Here is a 25,476-nt window from a genome sequence, read left to right as displayed (position 1 = left end):
GTGAAAACGGGGGCCGAATGGGCTTCGTGGTCTGTCTGGCAGGATTGGCGCCGGCGCTATTTAATCACGCGCACACGATACATCGACGGAATTTGCTTAAGTGCCTCGATCGTGCTGCCGTCCAGGTGCTCATCGGTGTCGAACATGGTGTAGGCGTTCTCGCCAGCGGACTCGTTGGTCATGCGCTGCACGTTGGCGTTGTCCTTGGCGAGAATGGCCGTGATCTGGCCGATCATGTTGGGCACGTTGGCATGCAGGCAGGCAATGCGGCTTGCGGCGCGCGCCTTGCCCATGCTGCAGGCGGGGTAGTTGACGCTGTGCGCGATGTTGCCGTTTTCCAGGTAATCCTTGAGCTCGCTGATGGCCATGTCGGCGCAGTTGGCCTCGGCCTCGCCGGTGCCGGCGCCCGAATGCGTGGTGATAAACGTGTTGGGCATCTTGACGGTCTTGGGCGTGGCAAAGTCGCAGCTAAACCAGCTGAGCTTGCCCGCGCGCAGGGCGGCGTCGACGGCGTCCTCGTCAATGATGGTCTCGCGCGCGTAGTTGATGAGCACGGCGTCCGGGGCCAGCAGGTCGATCTGCTCGGTGCTGATCATGCCGATGGTATCGGCCTTGCTGGGCACGTGCACGGTGAGGTAGTCGCAGCCGCGGCACAGATCCTCGAGCGTGCCCACGCGCTGCACCTCGCGGCTCAGCACCCACGCGTGCTCGACGGAAATGAACGGATCGTAGCCGTAAACGTCCATGCCCAGGTCGACACAGGCGTTGGCGACCTTGGAGCCTACGTTGCCCAGGCCGATGACGCCGATGCGCTTGCCCTTGAGCTCGCGGCCCACAAAGGCCTTCTTGGCTTTTTCGGCATCGACCTGGATCTCGGGGTCGTCGGCGTTGTCGCGCACCCAGTTCATCGACTGCACTACTCCGCGGCTCGAGAGCACCAGCATGCCCAGGACGAGCTCCTTGACGGCGTTGCTGTTGGCACCGGGGGAGTTAAAGACGACGACGCCCTTCTTGGCATATTCCTCGACGGGAATGTTGTTGACGCCGGCGCCGCAGCGGGCGATAGCGCGGATGCCCTCAGGCAGCTCGTAGCCGTGCAGGTCGGTCGAGCGCATCAGGATGGCGTCGGCCTCCTCGGCGGTGCCCACAAACTCGTAGCCCTCGCCAAACTCGACTTTGCCGTCTTTAGTGATGTCGTCGATGGTCTTAATCTTACGCATGGAAAAACTCCTTAGCAGGTTTTGATCTAAGCAGGGTGGTTTGAAGTGGCTGGTCGGCCCGCGCGTTGCGGGCTAGTTAGATCGCGGGCTCAAACTATGCTGCGCTTCGAAGTCCTTCATGTACGAGGCCAGCGCCTGCACGTCTTCCATGGTGACGGCGTTGTACACGCTGGCGCGCATGCCGCCCACCAGGCGATGGCCCTTGACGTTTTGAATCTGGTGCTCGGCCGCGCCTGCGACAAAGGCGGCGTCGAGGTCGGCATCGCCGGTGCGGAACGTGACGTTGGCGATGGAGCGGCTGTCGGCCTGCGTGGTGCCATGGAACAGTTCGCTTTGCTCGAGCAAGTCATAGAGCAGGTTGGCTTTGGCCCAGTTGCGCTCGGCCATGGCGGCAAGTCCGCCGGTCTGCTCAACCCAACGGAACACCTTGCCGCACACGTAGATGCCAAAGGTGTTGGGCGTGTTGAGCATTGAGCCCTTGGCGGCCTGGGTCTTAAGGTCCAGGTACTGCGGCGTCTGCGCAAAGGCGGGTCCGCCGGCGATGAGGTCGTCACGCACGATGACCACGGTCACGCCCGCGGCGCCGGCGTTTTTCTGCGCGCCGGCGTAAATAAGCCCGTAGCGCTCAATGTCGAGCGGCTGCGACAGGAAGCAACTCGAGACATCGGCGACCAGCGGCACATCGCCACAGTTGGGCAGCTCGTGGTACATGGTGCCAAAGATAGTGTTGTTCTGGCAGATGTAGACGTATTCGAGCCCGTCGCCCGCGGCCTCGGCGGCAATACGCGCGTTGATGTCGGCCATGTCGGGGATGCGGTCGAAGTTGGTGTCTTCGGAGCTCGCGAGCAGCACGGCCTCGCCGTACTTGGCGGCCTCCTTGTACGCCTTGTTGGCAAAGTTGCCGGTCACGACGTAGCCGGCGCGGCCGCGGCGCATGAGGTTCATGGGGATGCCCGCAAACTGCAGCGTGGCGCCGCCCTGCAAAAACAGGACGCGGTAGTTGTCGGGGATGCTCAGCAGACGGCGCAGGGTTGCCTCGGCGTCGTTGATAATCTGCTGGTACATGCTAGATCGATGGCTCATCTCGAGCACGGACATGCCGCAACCGCGGTAGTCCATCATCTCGTCGGCGATCTCGGCGAGCACGCTTGTAGGCAGCGCGGCCGGGCCAGCTGAGAAGTTGTGCACACGTGCCATCTTCTAGTTCCCCTCGTAGTCGTTTGAACGTTCGGGATACTTTAGCACAGTGGAGCGCCAGGCGCGACCGCATCACGGTAAAACTCGAGTGCGCCGCTATGATTTACAGGATGGTTACATGGGGGAGGGATCATCTCGGGGCTCGCATCCGATTCGCCTCGGCCTTCGCCTGTTTCCAGGGGCGCATTCGACCGTTGGCGATATCGTCGTAGCCACGCGTGATGGCACGTTGAATGTGATCTTCGTGTTCCTGAATGGTGGTTAGTGCGCGCGTCTGATCGGAAATAGGCTTTACGACAGGCATACGAAACTCCTTACATAGAAGCATATGTATAACTCTATGTTGAATATAGCGGAGGGTGGCATTGGGCGTGTGCGTGCCTGCATTCGTAAGCGCGGTTGTCTAGTAAGTGTGATTTGGGGCAATCTCGTCAAAGCTTCTGAGCTGCGAAAATAACCGTTAACCGGATTTAATTTTGTTGCTCAACATTTGACACTCTGGGCGTGGTAACTTTTTTACCAACAGGTATGATTATTGTCATGTGCGCCGCGCCTGCCTGCCGGGTTGCGGCGCACTTGTGACAGCCTTTGACACCCTTGGAGCGTGTACTGTGGATGTAACCACAAAAAGCGTTCGGGGGGGGGGTGCTCACCCGCGAGCAATTCCTCCCGCATGAGATGCGCATCGTCGCTGCCCTGCGTATACAGGGCGCAAGCGACGAGCAGGTCATTGTACGCGTAAAGAGCGAGAACCTCTTTCAATATCCCACGGAGCGCATGGTCGCCAACCGCGCAACCGTGTGCCTTCGCCGCCTCGACGCCATGGTGCCCACGGACGCCGCATGCGCCGCGCGCGGCATCGACCCCAATACCGCCGTCGAGGCCGCGTCATCCCTAACCAGCCTTATGGCATCTGGCACTCCCGCGCAGGCGGACCAGGCCATCTTCTACAGCATGATCTGCCGCTACGACATCGTGCGCGAGCTCGTGCTCGTCGAGGTAGGGGAGCGCCTGCAAAACTTTGATTATGCCTTTACGGCGGTTGACCTCAACGCCTTTATGACGCGCTTTACCACGGAGTATCCGGACGCCGCCCGCTGGACCGAGTCCACGGTCACGCGCATCAAAGGCTCGCTGCGCCAGACGCTCCGCCATGCCGGTCTTATCGGCGAGGGTCAGGGCCCGGAGTCCGAGCGCCTGTCACCACTCTTCCTCGATTCCGATGTCGAGCGAGCCTTGATTCAGCTGGGTGAGCAGTCGCTTATCGCGGCCCTTACCGGCAGGGCGGTGATGTAGCGTGGCTCCCGTCAACAGCGCCATCGACCCTGCTATCACCCCGGCGACGGACATCACCACCAATATCGGCATCCATTCCCGCCAGAGCGTCGTGGCGGCGCATGCCCGCTCCGAGCGCGCCCGCCAAGAATTTGAGCGCCGCGCGCAGCTCCTGCGTGAGTGCCTGTGCAGCGAGGACTTTTTGGCCAACAAGGGCATAGGTAACGAGATCGGCTTCCATACCTTCTGCTACGACCCTGCGCTGGAGTTTGAGGCGCGCGCGTTGTTTGACACCCTTTCACGCGATGCCGAGGCCGGCAAGCTCCCGTGCACGCTCAAGGTCGTAAACCTCTACGACGCCGTGCTGGCGATCCTCGAAAAGCGCCGTGTCCTCAAGGCCATTCCGCGCCAAGAGGAGCGCCGCGGCACCCAGCGTGTGCTTGAGGACGTGGCCAAATTTTGTTCGCCCGAGAAGATCGCCGCGTTCATCCTCGAGCAAACCGAACCTCATGCACCTGGCGACGTCATTCTTCTGACCGGTGCCGGCGAGGTCTATCCCTTTTTTCGTATTCACACCCTTCTCGACTGCATGCAAGTCGATTTTTCCGACCTGCCGGTGATCGCCGCCTATCCAGGCAGCTTCAACGGCTCTTCTTTCCAGCTCTTTAACCGTCTGCCGGCCGATAACTACTACCGCGCCATCGATATCGCGTAAGCACGGCTCCCCGCAGACAAGGCTCTGCCGCCGGTAACAACCCTTTGCCATAACGTTCCCAAACCCAAAGGAGCACCCATGGACAACACGATCATTCGCGATCTCTTTGCAAAAGACATCAACCGCTCCATCAACGGCGTGGTCAAGGTCCAGGATTCAAAAGACGAGTCCATCCGTCAGGAGCTTGACGAGTACGTGGTGACGCGCGAGCTGCAGGGGCACTTTGCCACGTTCTTCAAGGCCTACGGCGATGCCATCGATGCGCGCACCGACAAGATCGGCGTGTGGATCAGCGGCTTCTTTGGTTCCGGTAAATCGCACTTCCTCAAGATGCTGAGCTACCTGCTCGAGAATCGCCAGATCGGCGGTAAGAGTGCCATCCGCTACTTTGACGGCAAGATCGTCGACCCCATGGTCGCGGCCGCCATGGAGCGCGCCTGCTCGGTGCCCACGCAGGCCATCCTCTTTAACATCGATAGCAAGGCGGGCCAGTGGAAGCAGGGCGATACGGCTCCCACGGCGCTGCTTCGCGGCTTTGAGCGCATGTTCTACGAGGCGCGCGGCTTCTACGGCGAGGACCTCAAGCTTGCAAAGCTCGAGGACTACATCGATTCCCTGGGCAAGACCCAGGAGTTCCGCGAGGCCTTTGAGCGCGTCAACGGCGAGTCCTGGCTCCAGAGCCGCGACACCTACAGTTACTTTGAGGACGACGTCGTCGAGGTGCTGCAGAGCGTGCTCGGCATGAGCGAAAAGGCCGCATGGAACTGGCTCGAGGGTTCTGAGGACGAGGTTTTGGCCCCCGATGTCTTTGCCAAAAAGGTCAAGGATTACGTGGACGCTCAGGCAGCGGCTCACGGTGGCAACTTCCGTTTGCTCTTTATGGTCGATGAGGTGGGTCAGTTTATTACAAACGACCAGGACCCAAGCCTTATGCTGAGCCTTCAGACCATCGTCGAGGAGCTGGGTGCCGCCTGCGGTGGCCGCGTGTGGGTGATGGTCACGAGCCAGGAGGCCATCGACAACCTGAGTCTGCCCGTGGGCAACGACTTTTCAAAGATTCAAGGCCGCTTCAATACCCGCCTTTCGCTTTCCAGCTCCAGCGTGGACGAGGTCATCCAGCGCCGTGTGCTCGAGAAGACCGCGCCGGCGGCCGATATGCTTGCACGGGTCTACGAGCAAGACACCGCCGTGCTCAAAAACAACTTTACCTTTGAGGGTGGCTCGCGCTCCGACCTTGCCGGCTACGCCAACTCCAAGGATTTTGTGGCCAGCTACCCGTTTGTGGGCTATCAGTTTAAGCTCCTGCCCGACGTGATGACCGAGGTGCGCAAGCACGGTGTCAAGGCCAAGCACATGTCCACGGGCGAGCGCTCCATGCTGAGCGCATTTCAGGAGAGCGCTCAGGTCATCCAGCATGACCAGACCGGTGCGCTCGTGCCGTTCTGGCGCTTCTTCGACACTATCTCCAAAGACCTTGAGCACGGCATCAACCAGGTGGTCGACCGCGCGGTCCGTGCGGCCGAGAACGCGGAGGGCCTTGAACCCTACGACGTTCAGGTGCTCAAGCTCCTGTACCTGATTCGTTACATCGGCTACGCCAAGGCCACGGTCGAGAACATCTCCATCCTCATGATCGATAGCCTGGACGTGGACAAGCGCGCCCTCAAGGACCGCGTCAAGGAATCTCTCGCCCGTTTGGAGCGCGAGAACTACGTGTCACGCCAGGGCGATACCTATAGCTTCCTCACCGACGAGGAGCAGGAGATAGCGCAGGAGATCGCACGCACCCCGATCGACAACGCGCAGGTGATCGAGTCTATCAAAAAGCGCCTGTTCGACAGCATCTACACCGCGCGCAAGCTCAACCGCGGGGCCAACGACTTCCCGTTTGACCGCTATGTGGACGGCTCAATCCACGGTACCAGCATGGGCGGCATGGAGCTTTACGTGGCGACTATGGCGAGCGACCTGGGCCGTGCGGACGATACCGAGCTGGCCTTGGCTTCTTCGGGCAAAGCCATCGTGGCCTTGAGTGACGAGGCGGATTATTGGGAGACGCTCGTCAGCGCCGCCAAGATCCGCAAGTACGCCAAGACGCGAAATCTCCAGGAGCTTCAGCCGAGTACGCGCCAGATCGTCGAGTCCAAGATGCGCGAGGCGGCCTATAACGAGAAAGAGGCCGATACCCTTTTGGGCGAGGCCGTGCTCCATGCACGTTGCGCAGTCAACGGCCGCATGGTTGAGGTCCGCGCGGCCAAACCCGCCCAGGTCTTTGAGCAGGTGCTGGCGCAGCTGTGTGATGTGGTCTTTGAAAAGGCCGACTATATCGGCGCGCCGGTCACGAGCGATTCCGATATCCGCTCCACGCTGGCGGGCAACGTTCAAGCGGGGCTCGCTGGCATGGACGCGGGTAACACGCGTGCGCTCAAGGAGATCGAGGACTACCTCAAAGTGCAGCACCAGCGCCATCTGGATACCGCTATGGGCGATATCCAGCGCCAGTACCAGCAAAGGCCCTTTGGCTGGCGCGAGGTCGATATCGCAAATGTGGTGGCGCAGCTTGTGGTGGAGCAGCGCGCGCAGGTGCTGTTTGGCGGTCAGACGGTTCAAGCTAACGACAGCCGCATGGTGGCACTCCTGCGCAAGGATGCCGATAAGGCCCAGGTGCGCTTGCGCGTGCGCATGAACGACCGTTTGCTGAGCGGTGCGGGTGAGCTCATGCGCGACCTGTTTGATCTCAAGACCGTGCCCTCCAACGAGGATAAGCTCGTGGCCGAGCTCAAGGAGCGCCTTGAGGACTTGCGTGAGGTGTGCGTCGCCCTGGCACGCGACTACTACACGGGCATCAAGCCGGCCTACCCGTATCCCGGTGAGGGCGAGTGCGAGAAGATGCGCTCGGAGGTGGCCGACGTCCTTAAGGACCAGAACGAGGCCGAGGCGTTCTTGACCACGTTCACCAAGCATGAGGACCGCCTGCTCGATGCCAAGGAAGACTTTGACAAGGTGGTTGAGTTCTTCGGGTCCAACCAACGAACAGCGTTTGACCACGCCAAGGATTTCTTGAGCCGCACCGAGGGTATCGAGTATGCCTCCGATGACATTCCCGGCGCGGTGAAGAGCGTGGCAAAGGTGCGCGAGATCCTCAAAGATCCCAAGCCCTACGGCCATATTAAAGACCTGCAGCTGCTTATGGATCCCGTCGAGGACGACATGAAAAAGCTGCTGGGCATCCGCCGCAATGAGTTTTTGTGCCGAATCGAGAGCGATCTGCAAGACCTGCGGGCACAGGCTGAGAGTCAAAAGGGCTTTGTCAATCAAGCCAAGGATGCCATAGCGGACGCCGGCACCAAATATGAGTCGTTCAAAAACCGTGCCCACAGCGCTCAAAGTCTCAACGAACTGAGCGTTGTTGCAACTAACTGGGGCAACTGGCTCAGTGCGGCGGCCAACGAGATGTACGACGCTGTGGATGAGGCCCGCGTGCGTATGGACAACGAGCGCCGCACCACTGAGGTCACGAGTACGGGTGAGGTGGTTAAGAAGATCTCCGGCAAGGGCGTTGCGTCGTCAGCGCCTACGCCTGCGCCCGTGCCCCTGCGCAAGATCAAAACCGTGCGCCGCGCCGATCTGGCCAAGCCGAGTCGTCTCTTGTCCGTAGAGGACGTGGAGCGCTACGTGGACGACCTGCGCTCTCGCCTTATGCAGGAGCTCGCTGCAAACGACGAGATCCGTATCAACTAACCCGCGGAGCCACCGGTGCCAAAGCGCGCACCGGTGGCTTATGGCGTCTAGAAAGGCTCATCAACCATGAACGATTCTGCTCTTAAGAGCTTCTGCACCTGGGCCCGTACGGAGCTCATCAAAGGCGTGGAGGCGCAGATGGTGCGCTACGGCATCACCGAACCTGCACCCGCGCCCGTTGGGTCCGAGACCGTTAATGGCCTGCCCCTAAGTCCGGCTGAGATTGAGCAACGCGACGAACTTCTGCGCATGCAGGCAGAGGTGGGCCACGAGGCGCTGCGCGACCGTGCGGCCTACACCTGGTTCAACCGCATTGTAGCCATTCGCTTTATGGATGCACGCGGATGGCTCCCCAGCCGTATGCGCATGCTGAGTCGTGCGGACGGCAGCCATGGCAGCGAGGCCGTGGAGAACGCACTGGACGTGGAGATAGCGACGGCCGATGCCGATCGCATAGCCGAGCTCAAGATGGCGGGCTTGGATGAACCGCTGTGGCGCTACCTGTTTGTTGCTCAGTGCGAGGAGCTTGCCGATTGTCTGCCGGGCGTCTTTGAGCGCGTGGGTGGAGCCATGGAGCTGCTGTTGCCCCAGGGCCTCATGATGGCTGACAGTGTGGTGGGCAAACTCAACGCCGTCCTCACTGACGAGGACTGGCGCGAGGGCGTGACCGTTCTGGGCTGGATGTATCAGTACTACAACGCTGACGTTAAAGACGAGTTCTTCAAGTCCAAGCGCAAGGCAGCGGCGGCGGACATCGCGCCCGCCACGCAGCTCTTCACCCCCGAGTGGATCGTGCGCTATATGGTCGAGAACTCGCTCGGCCGTCTGTGGATGCTCAACAATCCGGGGAGTTCGCTACGCGAGCGCATGGAGTATTACATCGCGCCCGATGCTGAGCACGAGGACTTCATCCACATCTCGAGCCCCGAGGATATAACCCTCTGCGACCCCGCATGTGGCTCGGGCCATATCTTGGTCTACGCGTTTGAGCTGCTCTTTCATATGTACGAGGAGCGCGGCTATCGTGAGCGCGAGATTCCCGAGCTCATTCTCACTAAAAACCTTGCGGGCATGGAAATTGATTCGCGTGCGGCGCAGATCGCGGAGCTGGCGCTTGCCATGTGCGCCCGCGAGCACGACCGTCGCTTCTTTAGGCGCGGCGTCCGTGCCGACGTTACTGTGCTCTCGAGCATTCCGCTGGGGGAGGACGAGCTGCCGGGTAACAAGAAGCTCGCCGAGGAACTGAGCCATTTGGGCGAGATCGGCTCGCTATTCATTCCTTCAGAGGACGAGATCGACGAGCTCAAGGCTGCCGCCGCGAGCTGTTCTGACAACCTTTTTGCCGCTGCGACCAAAACTAAGCTCGAAAACGCTGCCGCCATCTGCGAGAAGCTGTCCCGTCGTTTTACCTGCACCGTGGCTAATCCTCCGTATATGGGCAGCAGCAGCTTTAACCCCTTCATGAGTAAATGGGTCAAGAAGAACTACTCCGACGTGAAGAGCGACCTTTGCACGTGTTTTATCGAGCGCGGATTCAGCCTTGCCAAGGACCGCGGCTACGCGGCCATGGTCACCATGCAGAGCTGGATGTTCCTGGGCAGCTTCGAGAAGATACGCGCCAAGGTTATCGACAACAAGACAATCGTTTCCATGGCCCATCTGGGCCCTCGCGCGTTTGATGCTATCGGCGGCGAGGTCGTCAACGTTACCGCCGACGTCATCTACAACGGCCGCGCGGCATACGAGGGCGCCTACGTGCGCCTTGTTGATATCAACGGCTCTGAGGCCAAGAGGCTCAAACTGGTCGAGGCCATCCAAAACCCCGCCTGCGGCTGGTTCTACCGCCGCGACGCCGACACCTTCAAACAAATCCCCGGCACCCCCATAGCCTACTGGGCCAGCGACGCCCTTCTCGGTGCCTTTGGTTCCTTGAGGAAGTTATGCTCTGTGGCAAAGACATCCAAAGGCATTATCACCGGTGATAACGATAAGTTCATTCGCTTGTGGTGGGAGATCAAAGCGTCTTCAATTTGCATGAATGCAAGAAATAGTTTTGAAGCCTTTTCGTCTGGAAAGGAATGGTTCCCATGTGCTAAAGGCGGTGGCTTTCGAAAATGGTCCGGAAATCAAGAGAGTGTCGTTAGATGGGGCGATAACGGGAAAGCTGTTAAGCAAAATTCAAGAGAGTCTGGTTGTCATTGTCAAGATTACAACGATGATTTTAAATTCATACCGTCTGTCTCTTGGACTTGCGTTACGAGCGGTGAACCCTCTTTTCGATATGTATCCGGCTGTCTCTCTGAGCATGCTGGGATGAGCTATTTCCCAATGAAAGCTGATCCATTTGTGCTTCTAGCTCTCTGTAATTCATCAGTCATATGTGAGTGTCTCTCGATTCTTTCTCCAACGTTGAACGTTAACGCTGGGGAGGTTGATTCTCTGCCTGTTGCTTCTTCTGACGATCTTTGCGCTGCCTCCATTAGTAAGGAATGCGTCAGCCTGTCCAGGTGTGATTTCGACTCGTTTGAGACATCTTGGGGCTTCAATCGGTCTCCGCTGGTTTAGGGGGTTTGTATGAGTTATTGGAATTGGCTTTTACCGTCAATAGGGCTTCTGCTCTTATTTGCCGCGCTTTGGCTGTTCATTTATTTTGATTCCATTCGCGCTGCGAAGAACAAAGTGCGGACTAAAAAACAATTAAATTATTTGATTAAGCAAAATTATGCCTCTGTTCTTATTTTTCTCATGCTCGCGCTTCCCGTTTTGCTTCAGCTTGTTTATTCAGCCGGCCCCTGTATTCCTGTAATTTCAGCAAGTGATGTTTTAACGTTCTGGGGCGTTGTTTTGGGACTCGCTTCTGGTTTCTATATCTGGCAGATTCAAAAAGATAAGGACAGGCAGGATGAAATGAATCGGTGCAAGCCTGTGTTTAACGTCTCGAGCTTCAGAAACGAAAATAAAGAACTCGCTGGTGTTCGTATTGATAGTAAATGCCTGGTCGCATTTGATGTCGTCAAAGTTTGCGGACTTGATAGAAAGCGCAGCGTTCAACCATTCGCTTCTGAAGTCTTTGAGTTATCGAAGGAGGATTTCGATGATTTCAAAGCGGAAACTACCAGTTCCAAATCAGGCGCTTCTTGGGGAAAAGGCACCTTTTTATCGTTTGAAGTTGTTGCCTCTGATGGGACTAATTGGGTATTAAATTACTCGTTTTCTCGTCCTGGTAAATATTGGACTTTATGTTCAACGCTTTTCTTTTCAAAAGATATCGAATAGTTGTTTGCTTTGCTCGATGCGACGCCCTTCGCGGCTTGACATCCGCGAATCTTAACGCTCTTTGGCCTTGGGTCGTTTGGCGCAATAACAATGTGTCCGTTAGCCGAGCTGTTTTAGGTTTATTGAAATCTAATGGAGAGAGTTTATTCATTAACTCTAAAAAGCCACGCGCATTCCCCTTCCGAAATTTCGACTAATAGAGAGGCGGTCTACGATGCCCACTTTACTTCAAGATAAATACGAGGCTCGCAAGGCCGAGGTCAATGCTCGCTTTGAGCAGCTTCGCGCCAACGAGGAAGAGCTCAACCGAATCTTTGCCAAGATCTACAACATGGAGGGCGAAGTGCCCATCGAGGTCGAGGATAAGTACGTCTCGGTGGCGCGCATCTTTGATACCGCCGACGAGATTCCCGAGAGCTATAAGGGCAACAAATACGTGCGCACTAAGCGCGACGAGATCACCTCGCTCATAAGCTATGCCGTGGGCTGCATGTTTGGCCGCTATTCGTTGGATGTGGACGGGCTGGTCCTGGCCGATCAGGGCGCCACGGTCGACGACTATCTGGCCAAGATGCCCGATCCCGATCACGTGACCTTTATGCCCGATGCCGACAACGTACTGCCCATCACCGACGACGAGTACTTTGACGATGACATCGTGCGCTACTTTATCGACTTTGTGCGCACCGTGTACGGCGAGGAGACGTTCGAGCAGAACCTGGCCTTTATTGCCGGGGCACTCGGCGGCAAGGGTACCTCGCGCGAGGTAATCCGCACCTACTTTTTGAAGGACTTCTTTAAGGACCACTGCCAGACCTATAAGAAACGCCCCATCTACTGGCTGTTCGACAGCGGCAAGAAGAACGGCTTCAAGTGCCTTGTTTACATGCATCGATATCAGCCCGACCTGTTGGCTCGCATCCGCACCGACTATGTGCATGAGCAGCAGGAGCGCTATCGTGCCCAGATCGGCTATGCCAACGATGCTCTTGCCAGTGCCGAGCGCGGCGAGCGCGTGCGTTTGGATAAGCGCGTCAAAAAGCTCAATGACCAGCTTAAAGAGACCATTGCCTACGAAGAGAAGCTGCACCACTTGGCAGACCAGATGATCAAGATTGACCTGGATGACGGCGTCAAGGTCAACTACGCCAAGTTTCAGGATGTGCTGGCAAAGATTAAGTAACTGCAATTACGGTAAGGATATTCATGCCCAAGATCGATGTAGAAGAACAGCTCAAGCTGCGTTTTTTGCAGCCGTTGCCCGCATGTATGCTGCGCCGTGTGGTGATTTGGCACGATGCGGACGGCGAGTTTGCCCATGAGTTTGAGCGATTGGCTGCCGAGGGTTTCGACGGCGCGGGGGCCGATGATGGCGTTATGCCCGCCCACGGTGACTTTGAGCGTCCGGTGCGGTTTGTTGGGGCCTGCGAGGGCCGCATGTTTGCCGTTAAGAAGCTTATCAACCGCGATGACCTTGCGAACGATATCTTGTTGTATCGCCGTTGTCCGCGCGGCAGGCTTGAGGGTGATTGGCTTGCCGATGTTGAGCTGTATGCCGATCAGTTCCAGGCTGACTATCTTTCACTTTTGGCCGATCAGCTGGGTATCGAGAATATTGACGCCGTGCGCGAGAGTCTGCGCGAGCACAAGACGTTCTTTGATGCCAAGACCCGCTGCGCTAAGTTTGCCGCGTGTGTTCCGCATGCCTCGGGCGCATCCGATATCGAACTCGGCATCCTTACGGTGATTTTTGGCGGTAAAGAGCCTGGCGACGCGCGGCCCGCGTTTGTGCTGCGCGGTTGCATGACCACGCTGCTGCATGAGGGCCCCGATGCACTGGCCGAGTTGGCGGACAATTACTGCGTGCGCGATGTCCTCTCTGCCTTCATTTTGCGTTGCTATGGGTTTGAGGGGCCGCTGTATGAGCGTGATTCGCTGCTTGCGCTGGCATCCCATGTGCTCATCACGGCGGCATCCACCGCGCTTCCCGAGGGGGCGCTCAAGGGACTCGAAAGCTATGTGGTTCCCGCATACGGCCCCTATTGCCTTGAGGCGGTGCGTGCGTGGGACCAGACTGCCGATGCTCAGGCGTCGAGCGAGGATTTATTTGAGATTTGCCGTTTGGTGGAGGATGCCCGCGGGCTCTTTACACGGTTTGAGGCCCTGTCGATCGATGTGCTGACCTCGCTTGATGTGTTCCCGTGCGTCAATGAGGCTGTGCTCTCGCAGCTGTTCTGCTCGTTTGCTCAGGGCGCGGACCGTGTTGCAGATGCGCGCGCCTTTGCGGCGCGTCGCTGCGACCTAAGCTGGTACCGCCGTGTCGAGAGCTACTTTGACCTGCTTGTCGCTGTGGCCGATATGTGCGCGTTTAGGCAGGCGCACGCGGGCGGGTTCCATCTGGCGCAGCCCCAGCAGGTGTGGGATGCCTACGCGTCCGATTGGTATGCCATGGACGCTGCCTATCGCCATATGTGCGCCGCGTATTTGCGGGCACGCTCCATCGAGTGCGATGTGCTCGAGGAGCCTGCCCGAGCCGTAGTGGACTGGGCGGAGAATCTCTACAGTAACTGGTTCTTGGCCGATGCCAATGCATGCTGGGCATCCGCTGCGCAAGGGGAGTGGGCCGATTGCGGCTATATCGAGGGTCCCGAACGACAGGATGAGTTCTACTGGCACGTGCTGCCCACCTTTGTGGGTTCTGCCAAAACGACGGTCGTTATCGTAGGCGACGCGCTGCGCTATGAGGTGGCCCGTGACGTCGCGGCGCTTCTCGAGCGCGAGCGCGGCGGTAACGTCAAGGTTTCTAGCATGCAGGCGGTCTTTCCCTCCATCACCGAGGTGGGCATGCCCGCGCTGCTGCCGCACCAAGCGCTTGAACTTGCAGCGGATGGCTCGCTTGTGTTGGCTGACGGCATGCCCACTGCGACGACTCCGCAGCGCGAGGCCGTACTTACCCACGTTGAGCCCACGGCCCGCGCTTTGCGCTCGAGCGCATACCTCAACATGGCGGGAACCGAGCGCAAGGCACTGCTCAAGGACTCCAAGCTCGTTTTTCTCTACCACAACAAGATTGATGCTACGGGCGAGAAGGCCGCTACGCAGGATGACGTCTTCGATGCCTGTGCGGACACCGTGGAGGAACTTGCCACGTTGGCGCGTCGCGTGTGCACCGACGCCCCGGGCGCGCGTGTTGTTATAACGGCGGACCACGGCTTTATCTACACGTGTCGGGAGCTCAGCGAGTGCCAGATGCTCGGCAAGCCAGACCTTCCCTTCCTTGACGCTCCTGTCATGCACGGCAAGCGTCATCTGGTGGTGCCCAACGAGGCCGTGGCCAAGCTTTCGGAAGAGGCATGCGAGGTGTTTGTTAATGTTGGCATGGGACGTTTGGGTGCCGGTTTTGAGGGATTTGCTCCGCGCGAGAACGTGCACTTCAAGCGTCCCGGCGGCACTAACAACTACGTCCACGGCGGCATGAGCCTGCAGGAGCTCTGCGTGCCCGTTATCGGATTTTGGCGTGCGCGCTCGGGTTCCAAGGACTTTGTCGATACGCGCGCGGCGACGCTGCGCGTACTGAGTGAGGGGCGTCGAGTGACCAACTCGCTCTTCTCGGTCAACTTGATCCAGGAAGAACCCGCCCAAGGCAAGGTCTTGCCGTGCGAGTACGAGCTGGTGTTTACCGATGCAAGCGGCAACGAGGTGAGCGATACGGTTAAGGCGCATGCCAACAAGACTTCTGTTAACTCGCAGGAGCGCGTTGTGCATGCCAAGTTTGCGTTGCGTGCGGCGGATGGATTCTCGGCCAAGGGTCCGTACTATCTGGTCTGCCGTGAGCGCGAGACGGGCAAGATCGTTTGGCGCGAGACGTACACCATCGCTGTTTCGTTTGCCCCTGTTGCTGACTTTGGTTTTTAGGAGTGTGCCCTATGTTTGATAGTCACGACGACGATCTGTGGGAAGTTCCCTCGATTGATGTGAATGTGCCGGTGGAGGCTGTGCCCGCGGTGGAGGCTGTGCCTGCCCCAGAGGCCGTGGCTGCTGCGCCCGCCGAGGCTGTGGCGCCTGCCGAGGACGAGCCCTCGACCGATGACTATGTCCAGGCCGTGGCCGAGGCTCCCGAGGACGACGGTTACGACATGGATGGACTGGACGGCAAGCTGCTCGAGCACTTTGGCGGCAAGATCGTGCGCAAGGACCTCACGGCCCTTATGAAGCGTGGTGCCAACGTGCCCACCTTTGTGCTGGAGTACCTGCTGGGCATGTACTGCTCAACCGATGACGAGGACGCCGTGGCGGAGGGCCTGGAGCGCATCCGCAAGATCCTCACCGATAACTACGTGCGTCCCGACGAGTCCGAGCGCATCAAGTCCAAGATTCGCGAGCTGGGTCGCTTTACCATTATCGATAAGGTGACGGCCAAGCTCGACGAATACAAAGACATCTACGTGGCGTCGTTTGCCAATCTGACTATTGAGCCGTTTGTGATGCCGGCCGAGTACGTGCGCGACTATTCCAAGATTCTCCAGGGTGGTATTTGGTGCATTATGAGCATCGAGTATCGTCGTCCCATGGAAGAGGAAGACGAGTTTGGCATGGAAGTCTTTGGCGACGATGCGCCGCGCCGCTCCAAGGCCAAGCGCAAAAAGCGCGGACCCGAGGACTCTCCGTTTAGCGTGGCGTCGCTCACGCCCATCCAGATGCCCAACCTGGACCTGGAGGCCATGATCGACGAGCGCCAGTATTTCTCGCGCGACGAGTGGCTCAACATGCTGCTGCGCTCTGCCGGCTATGAGCCCAGCGAGCTTTCGGAGAAGGAGCGCCTGCACTTTATCGAGCGCATGGTGCCGCTGATCGAGCGCAATTACAATCTGTGCGAGTTGGGTCCCCGTGGCACCGGCAAGAGCCATATCTACAAAGAGGTCTCGCCCTATGCCATCTTGCTTTCGGGCGGCCAGACCACTACGGCCAACCTGTTCGGCCGTATGAACTCCATGCGCGCCGATCGCGTGGGCCTGGTGGGCCATTGGGATTGCGTGACGTTCGACGAGGTCGCCGGCATGCGCTTTAAGGACACCAACGCCGTGCAGATCATGAAGGACTATATGGCGAGTGGCAGCTACGCGCGCGGCCGCGACCAGATTAACGCCGATGCCTCCATGGTTTTTGAGGGCAACATCAACGACACCGTGCAAAACGTCCTTAAGACCACGCACCTGTTTGATCCGTTCCCGCCGGAGTTTAACAACGATTCGGCCTTCTTCGACCGTATCCACTATTACCTGCCGGGCTGGGAGATTCCCAAGATGCGTTCGAGCCTGCTGACCGGGCATTACGGCTTAATCACCGACTGCCTGTCGGAGTTTTGCAAGGAGATGCGCCGCAAGGACTTTACGCATCATATCGACCGTTACTTCCGCTTTAACAGCGACTTTAACAAGCGAGACGAGATCGCCGTGCGCAAGACCTTTAGCGGCCTGGCCAAGCTGCTGTTCCCCGACGAGGCCATGGACAAGGACGACGTGCGCTGGTTGCTGGACTACGCCATCGAGGGCCGTCGCCGCGTAAAGGAGCAGCTCAAGATTATGGCGGGCGTTGAGTTTATCGACGTTAACCTGGGCTATATGGATGCCGACAACCCGCAGGACGTGCACGTGGTGCGCGTGCCCGAGCAGAGCGAGGACACGCTGATTCCCGACGGGCCGCTGTTGTCCGGCCATGTGTTTGGCGTGGGCAGATCGCAGGGCGGCGAGGTCGCCGTGTACAAGCTGGAGAACAAGGCCGTTGCTGGCGAGTGCAAGTTTAAGCACGAGGGCGTGGCCTTTAACAAGCCGGTGCGCGATACGCTGGAGGCCGCGTTCGACAACTTTGTGAACCTGGCGAACCGCGTGGCGCCGGGCATGCACATTGGCTCCAAGGATTATCTGCTGTTCTATAACGACCTGCAGAGCAAGGGCCTGTCCGAAGAAGTGTCGCTCGCCGAGTTTGTGGGCCTGTGCTCCGCGGCGTGCAACCGCCCGGTGATGTCCGCGCTGGCGGTTCCGGGAATCTTGCGCATGTCGGGCTCTATGGACGAGATCCGCGGGCTCGAGGACATTATGCGCGTGGCCAAAAACGCCGGCGCCAAGCGCGTGATTTTGCCGCTGAGCGCCATCGCGGGCCTGCAGAGCGTGCCGTCCGAGATTATCTCGGGCTTGAGCCCGGTGTTCTACATGGATGGCGACCCGGTTGATGCCGCGAAGAAGGCGCTAGATCTATAGGGATGCGAGCGTGTGGGCTTGCGTGCGCGAGGCGTTTGATGCGCACGTGAGCCCGCGGGCATGTTGGCGCGCTGCGCGTGAGGAGGCCTTGCCATGGCGGAAGAACGTTCTGTTGGCGAGCTGCTCGATGAGCTCTTTGGCTTTGAGTCGGTAGCCAAGCGTCAGACGGCGCTTGAGCAGTACGATCGCGGGGAGTTATTGCGCAAGGCGCGCTCCCGCGAGTTGTTGGGCGTGATCGAGGGTGTCGAGGCTGCCGAGCGTGCTGCGCGTGAGTCTGCCGTACGGGCCGTTGACGGGTATGTACGCCGCGTTGAATTTGAATCTCTTGCGCGCGCTCGCAAGCAGGTAGGCGTTGTGGGCCCGTTGCAGATGGAGCGGCGCTACGCTGCCTTTTTGCGTATGGAGGACAAGGCCGAGCTGTTGGCCCGCTTGGAGCAGACGCTTGCGTTTATCGAGGTAAAGCTGCGTGCCAATACGGCGGACAGGGTTCGTGCGGCATACGATGCTGCGGGGGCTTTGGTGTTGCAGGGCGCAGCGCGTCTGAGTGACGTGCGCGTTGTGGATGCCGTGCCTTTGGATGCCGACCTGCTGTGTACGCAGCTGGAGCAGTTGCGTTGTGCCGCCGATGCGACGGACCTTGCGGGCATGATCGCAGCGACGTTTGAGTCCGAGCTGAGCGCGACTGGCCCGCAGGGTGCTGACGCGTTTGCGAGCGATGTGGCTGGCGATGTGGCGCTTGAGTGCGAGCTTACTAATGTGCGCGGCGCTGCGCAGCGAGCGCGCTTGGCAGCCCAAGCGTATCGGGCCGAGCGCGCTGCCCGTGTTGCAGGGAGCACGGTGAAGCCGGTATCGTTGCCGGAGTCTGCTCGCGTTGCGTGCGGGACGGGGTGCGATGCCGGGGAGCTTTCCGAGTTGCTCGCTCAGGTAAAGAAGTCGTTTGAGACCTATAGGCGCGTTGTTGCCGACGGCGGGTTGTTCTGTGCCTTTGGTGCCGGTTCGCCGCATGGGATTTGCCGCGGCAGTAGTTATTTCGACTACGATGATCGACTTGACGAAGACGTATTGGTGGGCGAGTACGACGGTGCTACCAGGCACAATGTTCGGCGCGAAGTTGCGATTCCCGAGCTTGTGGACGAGGCTTCGGCCGACGGCGGCGACTCGCTCGAGGTTGCCGTGGCGCGCATGCGTGAGTTTAACGGACGGCGCTACGATGGTGTGCTGGACGAGGATCCTGCGCGCCATGTGAATGCGTTTTGGTATGGACTCAAAAAGCTCAGCCAGTATTGCGAGGCCGCTGTGCGTGTGGATGAGCGTGCCTGGGATTGCTTTATCGATAAAGTACAGTTTGCCTACGATGAGCCCGTGGGCCGTTTGGCCATGCAGATGGACGACAAGCAGGTGGCGGCTTTTGTTGCTGCTGTGGAAGTGCTTGACGCTGGTGAGTAGGGGTCTGATCCGGTAGGGGGTTTCACCATGAAGATCGATGTTGATGTTGACCAGCTGCGCGAGGGTTTGCTCGACCGTGCGGGGAGTGCAGCCGGCGTGGGCCTTCCGGCTGCCATGCTCGACGTAGTGGATATCGAGGACGAGTCGCCCCAAGAGCTGCTAGCCCGAGCCGAGCGCGAAGGCCTCGACCTCCGCGACTTTGCTGTCGATGGCGACGCTGAATGATGGTCACCTTTGCTATTGACGAACATATGTTTGTATCTTATACTCATGCTTGAATATACATCCAACTTCATGGTATAAATTAGGTGGTCATCTCTTAAGAGAGGGCTTCCAAGTGCCGGGGACGTTTTCCCCGGCTTTTTTATTAAGGATTGCCCATGCGAGAGCTGAGTATCTTTATTGATGAATCTGGAAGCGATGATCTTCGTGAAAAATACTATCTGGTTGCCTTTGTTTTTCATGAACAAAATATTCCCATCGCTGAGGGAATAGAGAAATATGAAAGGGCGGTAGCCGATAGCGGATTGCCGCTCCTTCCGTTCCATGCTTCTCCTCTCATGAATGGAAAAGATCAGTTCAAGGACTTGGACATCAGTGAGAGAAAAAGGCTGTTTTCACTATTTCGAGTTATGTTTCGACATCTGCCCATCTCGTACAAGGTGTTTGTATTCAAGACGCATCGGCATCGAACTCTCAAACAGATCGCTGATGCGATGCGGCGTGAAATCATCGATTTCATATTCGAAAATTTGAGTTGGTTTCAGCAGTTTGATGCTGTGAAGATTTACTACGACGGAGGACAGGGTTCGGTTTCGAGTGCGCTTCACAAGGCAATCGATTACGCTTTGGCTAAAAATGCAGTTATCTATAAGCCGACAACTTCATCGGATTACTATTTGGCTCAGGCTGCGGACTATATCTGTACCATTGAGTTCACGAGTCTGAAATATCAGGCGAATAAGCAGACTAATACTGACCAGAAGTTTTTTGGTGGTAGTACTGCGTTTAAAAAAGGCTTACTAAAAGAAATAAGAAAGAAGGCTGTCGTCTAATGGGCAGGCCTCGTATTGCATAAAAAATGCCGGAGGTAAGACCCCGGCTCTTGGAGGCCCCTCTATTCGAGGGTACCGACATCTTTATAACAGAAACCGCATGTCGGGTCTACACGAGACGTTTCGCTCGATTTCCTGTTGACCTAAAAACAAAAATGCCGGGGGGATCCCCCGGCCCTTGACTGCCCTCCATAAAGGAGCACAATCCATTTATACCATGGTTGCGATGCGAGCGGTGGCTCATTCGGTCTTCTTTTTCCTCAGCTTCTTGCTGAAGTTCTATTTAATGTGACAAAGGGACTGCCCCTTTGTCATATGGGGCGACGGGGTGTTTGTGCCCACGGCTGTGCGAAAATGCATGATAAACCGTCGCAACGGAGTCCAACGACGTCGCGGCGGTTCTATTATGGCCACCCGCCGGCTAAGTGAGTAGGCTTTTTTGGAAATGCTGAGCACCCGAAGTCTTTTCTTCAACAAACCCGCAGGTCACAGACTTGTGCTTTGGTGACGTGGTCGGCGATTCGACAAAAGCCTACTCACTTAGTCTTGAGAGACACTAACCGTCCTCAACGAGACCCCTGTCGGGGCGATTGATGCTCAAATGTAGCCAATTCGGGATGTGTCTCTTTTAGCTACCCCCGCCCGCTACGACGCCAGCGTGGCGATGACGGCTTCGTCGCCGGCGTATATGAGGGTGTTGCCGTCGGGGATGATCGTTTGACCATCGCGCTTGAGCATCACGACGATAAACGGGTGCTTGCCTTGCGGCACGTCGCGCAGGCGCTGTCCAGCTAAGCGACCGTGGGGAGTCACGGTGACCTCGCGCAGCGTAACCTCGGCACGTTCCTCAAACGTCGGCGCGGCCATAACCAGAAGGTCGCCTTCCTCGATGACGGTATCGCCGTTGGGCAGCACCGGGTGCGCACCGTCGCGCAGCACCAGGACCACCAGCATGTCCGTGACGCTGCCAATATCGGCAAGCGAGCGCCCGGCAAACGGATGGCCCGCGCCCACCTTGAGCTTGACGAATGACATACCGTCCTCGTCGCGGTAGTCGTTAAACGTGCGGCGCACGTCGCCTTCTGCATCGATCATATCGAGTTTCTTCGCCACCGCCGGCAGCAGCGAGCCCTGCACCACAATGCTCGACACAGCAATCACAAACACCAGGTCAAACAGGTCGTGACCGCCGGGGACACCGGCCACCACGGCAAAGAGGCTAAACACGACCGAAGCCGCGCCGCGCAGGCCCGCCCAGCTTACGAGCGCGACCTGGCGGGGGTTCGTCTTAAAGGGCGCTAGCAGCAGGCCGACGGCGATGGGGCGGCTCACAAAGAGCATAAACGCCATGAGCGCCAGGCCCGGCAGCAGCATTTGCGGCAGGCGGGCGGGCGTCACGAGCAGGCCGAGCAAAAAGAAGATGGTCATCTCGGCCATCTCGGTGAGGGTGTCGAAGAAGTGCGCCATCTCGACCTTGCCGGTGATGTCGCTCGCGCCTAGCACGATGCCGGCAAGGTACACGGCCAAAAAGCCGTTGCCGCCCAGATAGCTCGGCAGCGCGTAGGCGACGATTGCCACGGCGAACAAGAAGATGGTCTGCGCACCCTCAGCCGTTGCGTGCGCGCGCTCAATCAGGCGGCTGGATGTCCAGCCGATGACAAGGCCCAGGCCCACACCCAGGATGATTTGCTTTGCCAGCAGTATGGGAATGTTGATGTCGCCGCCAGCTGCGAGGGTGGCGAGTACCGCGGTGAGCATGTAGGCGACGGGATCGTTGGAGCCCGATTCGACCTCGAGCAGCGAGTCGGTGCCGCCCTTTAGCGACAGGTTGTGCTCGCGCAGCACGCTAAAGACGCTGGCCGCGTCGGTGGATGCCACGACTGATCCCAGCAGCAGGCCGCCGATCCAGTCGAAGCCCAGTACAAAATGCGCGAACGCACCGGTGACGCCGGCGGTGATGACGACGCCGAGCGTGCTCAGTAGCACCGCGGGCACGGCGACGGGTTTGGCACGGTCGATGTTGGTGTTAAAGCCGCCGTAGAACATGATGAACAGCAGCGCTGTGCTGCAGACGGTTTCGGTGAGCGCGTAGTCGCTAAAGTCGATGTGCGCCGGACCGTTGACGCCCAGTAGCATGCCGAGTGCGATAAAGATGAGCAGGGTGGGGAAGGGGAGCTTTTTGCCGACGGGTTTGATGGTCAGGCACAGAATAATGACGAGGCCGATAAAGAGAAGTATCTGGTTCATGGATGGTGTCCGCTCCTGGGTGGTTGGCGTGGCACGGTCAGTTATCTGCGGTTATTTGTACCCAAAGATGGTGGGTTTATGGGCCTGGATTGCGGGCATGCGCATTTTCGACACGAGGCTGCGATGCGAGCGTCGCTGGTCGGGGCGCTGGGCCAGACGGCGTGGCGTGAGCGGTGCGGGTTGACAGGCGTGCGCTGGCGACCGTTGACGGTATGCAACCCTTCCCAGCTTTATTGCAACGGAGTACAATGGGTAACGTTTAAGTTCAACTTGAAGTTTTAGTTGCGGCTCCGGGCTTCGGCCGCAAGTAAAGAGAGGCGTTCCATGGCGATCTATGTGACATCTGATGCTCACGGGCACGTGCGTGCGCTTGACGAGGCCCTGTCCAAGATTTCGCTGGCGTCCGACGACACGCTGTACGTGCTGGGTGACATGATCGATCGCGGACCCGATCCGGTTGGCGTTATTAAGCTCGTGCGCTCGCTGCCCAACGCGCGCGTGCTCAAGGGTAATCACGAGCAGATCATGCTCGACGCCATCATTGGCCAGGATCCGCTCGATGCCGAGACATGGGATATCAACGGCGGTTGGACTACCCGCCAGCAGCTCAACGATATGGTATTTGAGGCGTACGAGGAGCTCGTACGTTGGATGGCGACGCTGCCGCTCTATGCGGTGGCCGAGACTGACGAGCGTCCGTACCTGCTGGTACATGCCGGCATCCAGACCGAGGCGGCGCGGGCGTTTTTGCTTGAACATGGGGTTGATTGTGCCGATGGCGCGGGGGCAGTGGATGCCGATCGCGAGCTACTGCAGCAGATGCTTGCCGTGCAGTCGTCCGATGACCTGTTGTGGATTCGCCATGGCTATTGGGATGCGCCGACGGGGTTGCTTTCCGCCGAGGGCAAGGGTCCGGTCGTGGTGAGCGGCCACACGCCAACGGTGTCGCTCGGGCGTTATTGCGAGGTCGGCGGCCTGGCGGGGCTCGATGAGGAGTCGGGCCGCGGGCAGATCGTGCGCCTGGGCGGCGAGGACACCGCCGGCGTGCCCGACCGCATCGACATCGACTGCGCCGCCGCCACCGGCTCCGAGTTCGGCCGCGTCGGCATCCTGCGCCTGGATGATGGTGCAGAGTTCTACGCAAATATCAAGCCTGGAGAATAACCTTGTTCCGCCGTTCTACCGAACGGCGGTCACGTTGACGCTGCGCAGCCCCGAAGCACCCCATCTTGTCGCTCAAACCGTCGCTCGCGTACAGAAGTACGCGTAGCTCCTCTTTCACGCCAACCTGGGGCACTTCGAGACTGCTCGCTGTCGGTGCCAAAACATCGACGTTTCTTTTCTTCAAATTGATTCGAATTAGGCTCCGTACGGGTTCCGATCGCGTTCGATGCGCTGGCGGATGTGGGCGTACTCGATAATCAGTAGCACCAGGAGTAGGGCCATGATGGCTAGGTAGCTCACCACAGCGCCCATCAGACCCAGCAGCTTAATCAGGATCACCGGGAGCACCACGCTTACGGCAAAGCAGATCAGGTAGATCTTGGTGACGTCTCCAGCGTGGCGCAACACCGTGATGATGGCGTAGATAAAGTCGATTGCCGCGGTGACTCCGCCGGCGACAACCATTAGCAGTGCCAATGTGCGGTAGCGCTCAAAGTTGAGGCCGTACATAAAGCTCATGAGGGGAATGCCGGGGCCTGCCATAAATGCGGCGCACGCTCCGGTAATGACCACGATCAGTGCCATAACGGCAACAATAATCAGGTCAAAGCGGCGACGCTTGCGCGGATTCGCCCAAATGCTCGACAGACGCAAAAGCTGCGGTTTATAGATAAATCCGATGCTCAGCAAAATAGCCTGCGCCGGAAAGAACAGTGCATTAAAGTACAGCTGATATTTGTAGGCCAGCGTGCCTTCCATCACGAACTTGGGCATGCTCTCGATTAGGTTGAACAGGAACAGCGCACCAAAGAGCGGGGCGCACTGGATAAACAGGTGGCCAGCCTCGCGCAGGCTCACGCGGCGCGATTTTTCGGTTTCGAGCAGGGCGAGCGGGGCGGTGACCAGCACGAGCGAGGCAATCGCGGTAACACCCATGGCCATAGCCGCGATGGGCATGCTGCGCGTGAGGAACAGCGCCACGCTAAAGACTGCGATGACGCCGGCGGAACGCAGCGTTTGGCTCATGCCGGCCAAATAGAGCTTGTCGGCCTGCTGCAGGCGGCCCTCGTACACGTCGGCGATGCCATCGATTACCTTATAGAGGTAGACGCCCAGGCCGATCGTCGCCATCTGCGCATCGTAGCCGCGGGCGCTGCTGTACATGAGGCCGCATGCCAGCGCGAGCGCTCCGCAGAGCCAGCGGTTGAGCTGGTAGGAGGCGAAGGAGGTTTTTTCGTCGATGTCCGAGACCTGAAAGTTGCGCACGCCGTAGTTGCACGCGATCATGATGAGCGTGCCGGTGACAAAGGCGATGGAGAACTTGCCGGCTTCCTCGGCGCCAACAAGCTGCGTGGACACAATGGTGAGCAGGGGAAACGTGAAACCCCATACGGCGGTGCCCAGGGTATTCCAAAGGTAGTCGAGACGGGTGGCGTGATCTTCGTACTCGGCTTCTTGCGTGGAGAAGCCGCCGCCGTAGACAGCGCCGAGCAGGCGGTTCCACCATGCGTTAACCATGCGGTGGATGGGGCCGGGTTGGCGATCGCGCTCGCGGCGACGGCGTGTGGCCTGGCTGCTGTCGGGACCGCCGGCGTTACGCTGGCTTAGCTCTTGGATTCGTGCGAGCTCCTCGGCGGTGTGCGATGCGGGGAACAGGCCGTTCTCGATGCGTCCGCCTTGCCCGTGCGCCCCGCCCGATACGGTGGGGTCGGTGACGCCGTTGCGGTGGGCGATGGTGCGGCGGATGCTATCGAGGGGCGTGATGCTCAAGACGATTCCTTTCTATTGCTGTGCTCTAGTATAGCCGCGGTGGTATCGACTCGTGTTTTTGACCAGGTTGTTCAATAATTTCGGCGGCGCCATTCAGTAGCCGGCACTTTGGG

The 25,476-nt window shown here is 58.7% G+C and carries 16 protein-coding genes; 12 read left to right on the top strand and 4 right to left on the bottom strand.

Going from position 1 to position 25,476, the window contains the following annotated elements; all coding sequences use genetic code 11:
- Nucleotides 1–56 precede the first annotated feature (56 nt).
- Together PMW70_RS01490 and serC are read right to left on the bottom strand one after the other, a co-directional pair.
- Nucleotides 57–1,220, bottom strand: a complete 1,164-nt coding sequence (locus PMW70_RS01490) for a phosphoglycerate dehydrogenase (protein WP_055252043.1) — start codon at nucleotides 1,218–1,220, stop codon at nucleotides 57–59.
- A gap of 72 nt (nucleotides 1,221–1,292) precedes the next feature.
- On the bottom strand, nucleotides 1,293–2,417 hold the full coding sequence (gene serC, locus PMW70_RS01485) for a 3-phosphoserine/phosphohydroxythreonine transaminase (protein ID WP_271743679.1): 1,125 nt from the start codon (nucleotides 2,415–2,417) through the stop codon (nucleotides 1,293–1,295).
- 645 nt (nucleotides 2,418–3,062) lie between these two features.
- Between serC and PMW70_RS01480 the strand changes: the two genes are divergently transcribed.
- The 11 genes from PMW70_RS01480 (at nucleotide 3,063) to PMW70_RS01430 (ending at nucleotide 20,182) form a co-directional block, all read left to right on the top strand.
- The gene (locus PMW70_RS01480) at nucleotides 3,063–3,713 is read left to right on the top strand and encodes a DUF1819 family protein (protein ID WP_271743678.1); all 651 of its coding nucleotides are present in this window, start codon (nucleotides 3,063–3,065) and stop codon (nucleotides 3,711–3,713) included.
- Nucleotide 3,714: 1 nt separating this feature from the next.
- Nucleotides 3,715–4,407 (top strand): DUF1788 domain-containing protein, encoded by a 693-nt coding sequence (locus PMW70_RS01475; RefSeq protein ID WP_271743677.1) that lies wholly within the window; start codon nucleotides 3,715–3,717, stop codon nucleotides 4,405–4,407.
- A 78-nt stretch (nucleotides 4,408–4,485) separates the two neighbouring features.
- Nucleotides 4,486–8,148 (top strand): BREX system P-loop protein BrxC, encoded by a 3,663-nt coding sequence (brxC, locus tag PMW70_RS01470; protein ID WP_271743676.1) that lies wholly within the window; start codon nucleotides 4,486–4,488, stop codon nucleotides 8,146–8,148.
- Between the two features lie 66 nt (nucleotides 8,149–8,214).
- The gene (gene pglX, locus PMW70_RS01465; protein ID WP_271743675.1) at nucleotides 8,215–10,713 is read left to right on the top strand and encodes a BREX-1 system adenine-specific DNA-methyltransferase PglX; all 2,499 of its coding nucleotides are present in this window, start codon (nucleotides 8,215–8,217) and stop codon (nucleotides 10,711–10,713) included.
- 9 nt (nucleotides 10,714–10,722) lie between these two features.
- Nucleotides 10,723–11,424 carry a hypothetical protein gene (locus PMW70_RS01460; protein ID WP_271743674.1) on the top strand — a complete coding sequence of 234 codons (702 nt, stop codon included), beginning with the start codon at nucleotides 10,723–10,725 and terminating at the stop codon, nucleotides 11,422–11,424.
- A 214-nt stretch (nucleotides 11,425–11,638) separates the two neighbouring features.
- Complete coding sequence (locus tag PMW70_RS01455) at nucleotides 11,639–12,607, top strand: BREX-1 system adenine-specific DNA-methyltransferase PglX (protein ID WP_271743673.1); 969 nt, start codon at nucleotides 11,639–11,641, stop codon at nucleotides 12,605–12,607.
- 23 nt (nucleotides 12,608–12,630) lie between these two features.
- The gene (gene pglZ / locus PMW70_RS01450; RefSeq protein ID WP_271743672.1) at nucleotides 12,631–15,339 is read left to right on the top strand and encodes a BREX-1 system phosphatase PglZ type A; all 2,709 of its coding nucleotides are present in this window, start codon (nucleotides 12,631–12,633) and stop codon (nucleotides 15,337–15,339) included.
- A gap of 11 nt (nucleotides 15,340–15,350) precedes the next feature.
- Nucleotides 15,351–17,681, top strand: a complete 2,331-nt coding sequence (gene brxL / locus PMW70_RS01445) for a protease Lon-related BREX system protein BrxL (protein WP_271743671.1) — start codon at nucleotides 15,351–15,353, stop codon at nucleotides 17,679–17,681.
- 93 nt (nucleotides 17,682–17,774) lie between these two features.
- Nucleotides 17,775–19,127, top strand: coding sequence for a hypothetical protein (locus PMW70_RS01440; protein WP_271743670.1), 1,353 nt, complete (start codon nucleotides 17,775–17,777; stop codon nucleotides 19,125–19,127).
- A gap of 27 nt (nucleotides 19,128–19,154) precedes the next feature.
- Complete coding sequence (locus PMW70_RS01435; RefSeq protein ID WP_271743669.1) at nucleotides 19,155–19,352, top strand: hypothetical protein; 198 nt, start codon at nucleotides 19,155–19,157, stop codon at nucleotides 19,350–19,352.
- A gap of 155 nt (nucleotides 19,353–19,507) precedes the next feature.
- Nucleotides 19,508–20,182, top strand: coding sequence for a DUF3800 domain-containing protein (locus tag PMW70_RS01430; protein ID WP_271743668.1), 675 nt, complete (start codon nucleotides 19,508–19,510; stop codon nucleotides 20,180–20,182).
- A 645-nt stretch (nucleotides 20,183–20,827) separates the two neighbouring features.
- Here PMW70_RS01430 and PMW70_RS01425 read toward each other — a convergent pair.
- Nucleotides 20,828–22,429, bottom strand: a complete 1,602-nt coding sequence (locus PMW70_RS01425; RefSeq protein ID WP_271743667.1) for a potassium/proton antiporter — start codon at nucleotides 22,427–22,429, stop codon at nucleotides 20,828–20,830.
- 324 nt (nucleotides 22,430–22,753) lie between these two features.
- On the opposite strand from PMW70_RS01425, the gene PMW70_RS01420 reads away from it, so the two are divergent.
- Nucleotides 22,754–23,593 (top strand): metallophosphoesterase, encoded by an 840-nt coding sequence (locus PMW70_RS01420; RefSeq protein ID WP_271743666.1) that lies wholly within the window; start codon nucleotides 22,754–22,756, stop codon nucleotides 23,591–23,593.
- A gap of 195 nt (nucleotides 23,594–23,788) precedes the next feature.
- On the opposite strand, the gene PMW70_RS01415 is transcribed toward PMW70_RS01420, so the two are convergent.
- On the bottom strand, nucleotides 23,789–25,363 hold the full coding sequence (locus tag PMW70_RS01415; RefSeq protein ID WP_271743665.1) for a lipopolysaccharide biosynthesis protein: 1,575 nt from the start codon (nucleotides 25,361–25,363) through the stop codon (nucleotides 23,789–23,791).
- Nucleotides 25,364–25,476: the final 113 nt, after the last annotated feature.

Source organism: Collinsella aerofaciens (genome assembly GCF_028209625.1).
Lineage (GTDB): Bacteria > Actinomycetota > Coriobacteriia > Coriobacteriales > Coriobacteriaceae > Collinsella > Collinsella aerofaciens_AM.
This window is presented reverse-complemented; position numbering and strand designations above follow the sequence as displayed.

Coding starts and splice junctions, on each gene's coding strand:
- PMW70_RS01490 (WP_055252043.1), bottom strand. CDS start 1,220: ATGCGTAAGATTAAGACCATCGACGACATCACTAAAGACGGCAAAGTC.
- serC (WP_271743679.1), bottom strand. CDS start 2,417: ATGGCACGTGTGCACAACTTCTCAGCTGGCCCGGCCGCGCTGCCTACA.
- brxC (WP_271743676.1), top strand. CDS start 4,486: ATGGACAACACGATCATTCGCGATCTCTTTGCAAAAGACATCAACCGC.
- pglX (WP_271743675.1), top strand. CDS start 8,215: ATGAACGATTCTGCTCTTAAGAGCTTCTGCACCTGGGCCCGTACGGAG.
- PMW70_RS01460 (WP_271743674.1), top strand. CDS start 10,723: ATGAGTTATTGGAATTGGCTTTTACCGTCAATAGGGCTTCTGCTCTTA.
- PMW70_RS01455 (WP_271743673.1), top strand. CDS start 11,639: ATGCCCACTTTACTTCAAGATAAATACGAGGCTCGCAAGGCCGAGGTC.
- pglZ (WP_271743672.1), top strand. CDS start 12,631: ATGCCCAAGATCGATGTAGAAGAACAGCTCAAGCTGCGTTTTTTGCAG.
- brxL (WP_271743671.1), top strand. CDS start 15,351: ATGTTTGATAGTCACGACGACGATCTGTGGGAAGTTCCCTCGATTGAT.
- PMW70_RS01440 (WP_271743670.1), top strand. CDS start 17,775: ATGGCGGAAGAACGTTCTGTTGGCGAGCTGCTCGATGAGCTCTTTGGC.
- PMW70_RS01435 (WP_271743669.1), top strand. CDS start 19,155: ATGAAGATCGATGTTGATGTTGACCAGCTGCGCGAGGGTTTGCTCGAC.
- PMW70_RS01430 (WP_271743668.1), top strand. CDS start 19,508: ATGCGAGAGCTGAGTATCTTTATTGATGAATCTGGAAGCGATGATCTT.
- PMW70_RS01425 (WP_271743667.1), bottom strand. CDS start 22,429: ATGAACCAGATACTTCTCTTTATCGGCCTCGTCATTATTCTGTGCCTG.
- PMW70_RS01420 (WP_271743666.1), top strand. CDS start 22,754: ATGGCGATCTATGTGACATCTGATGCTCACGGGCACGTGCGTGCGCTT.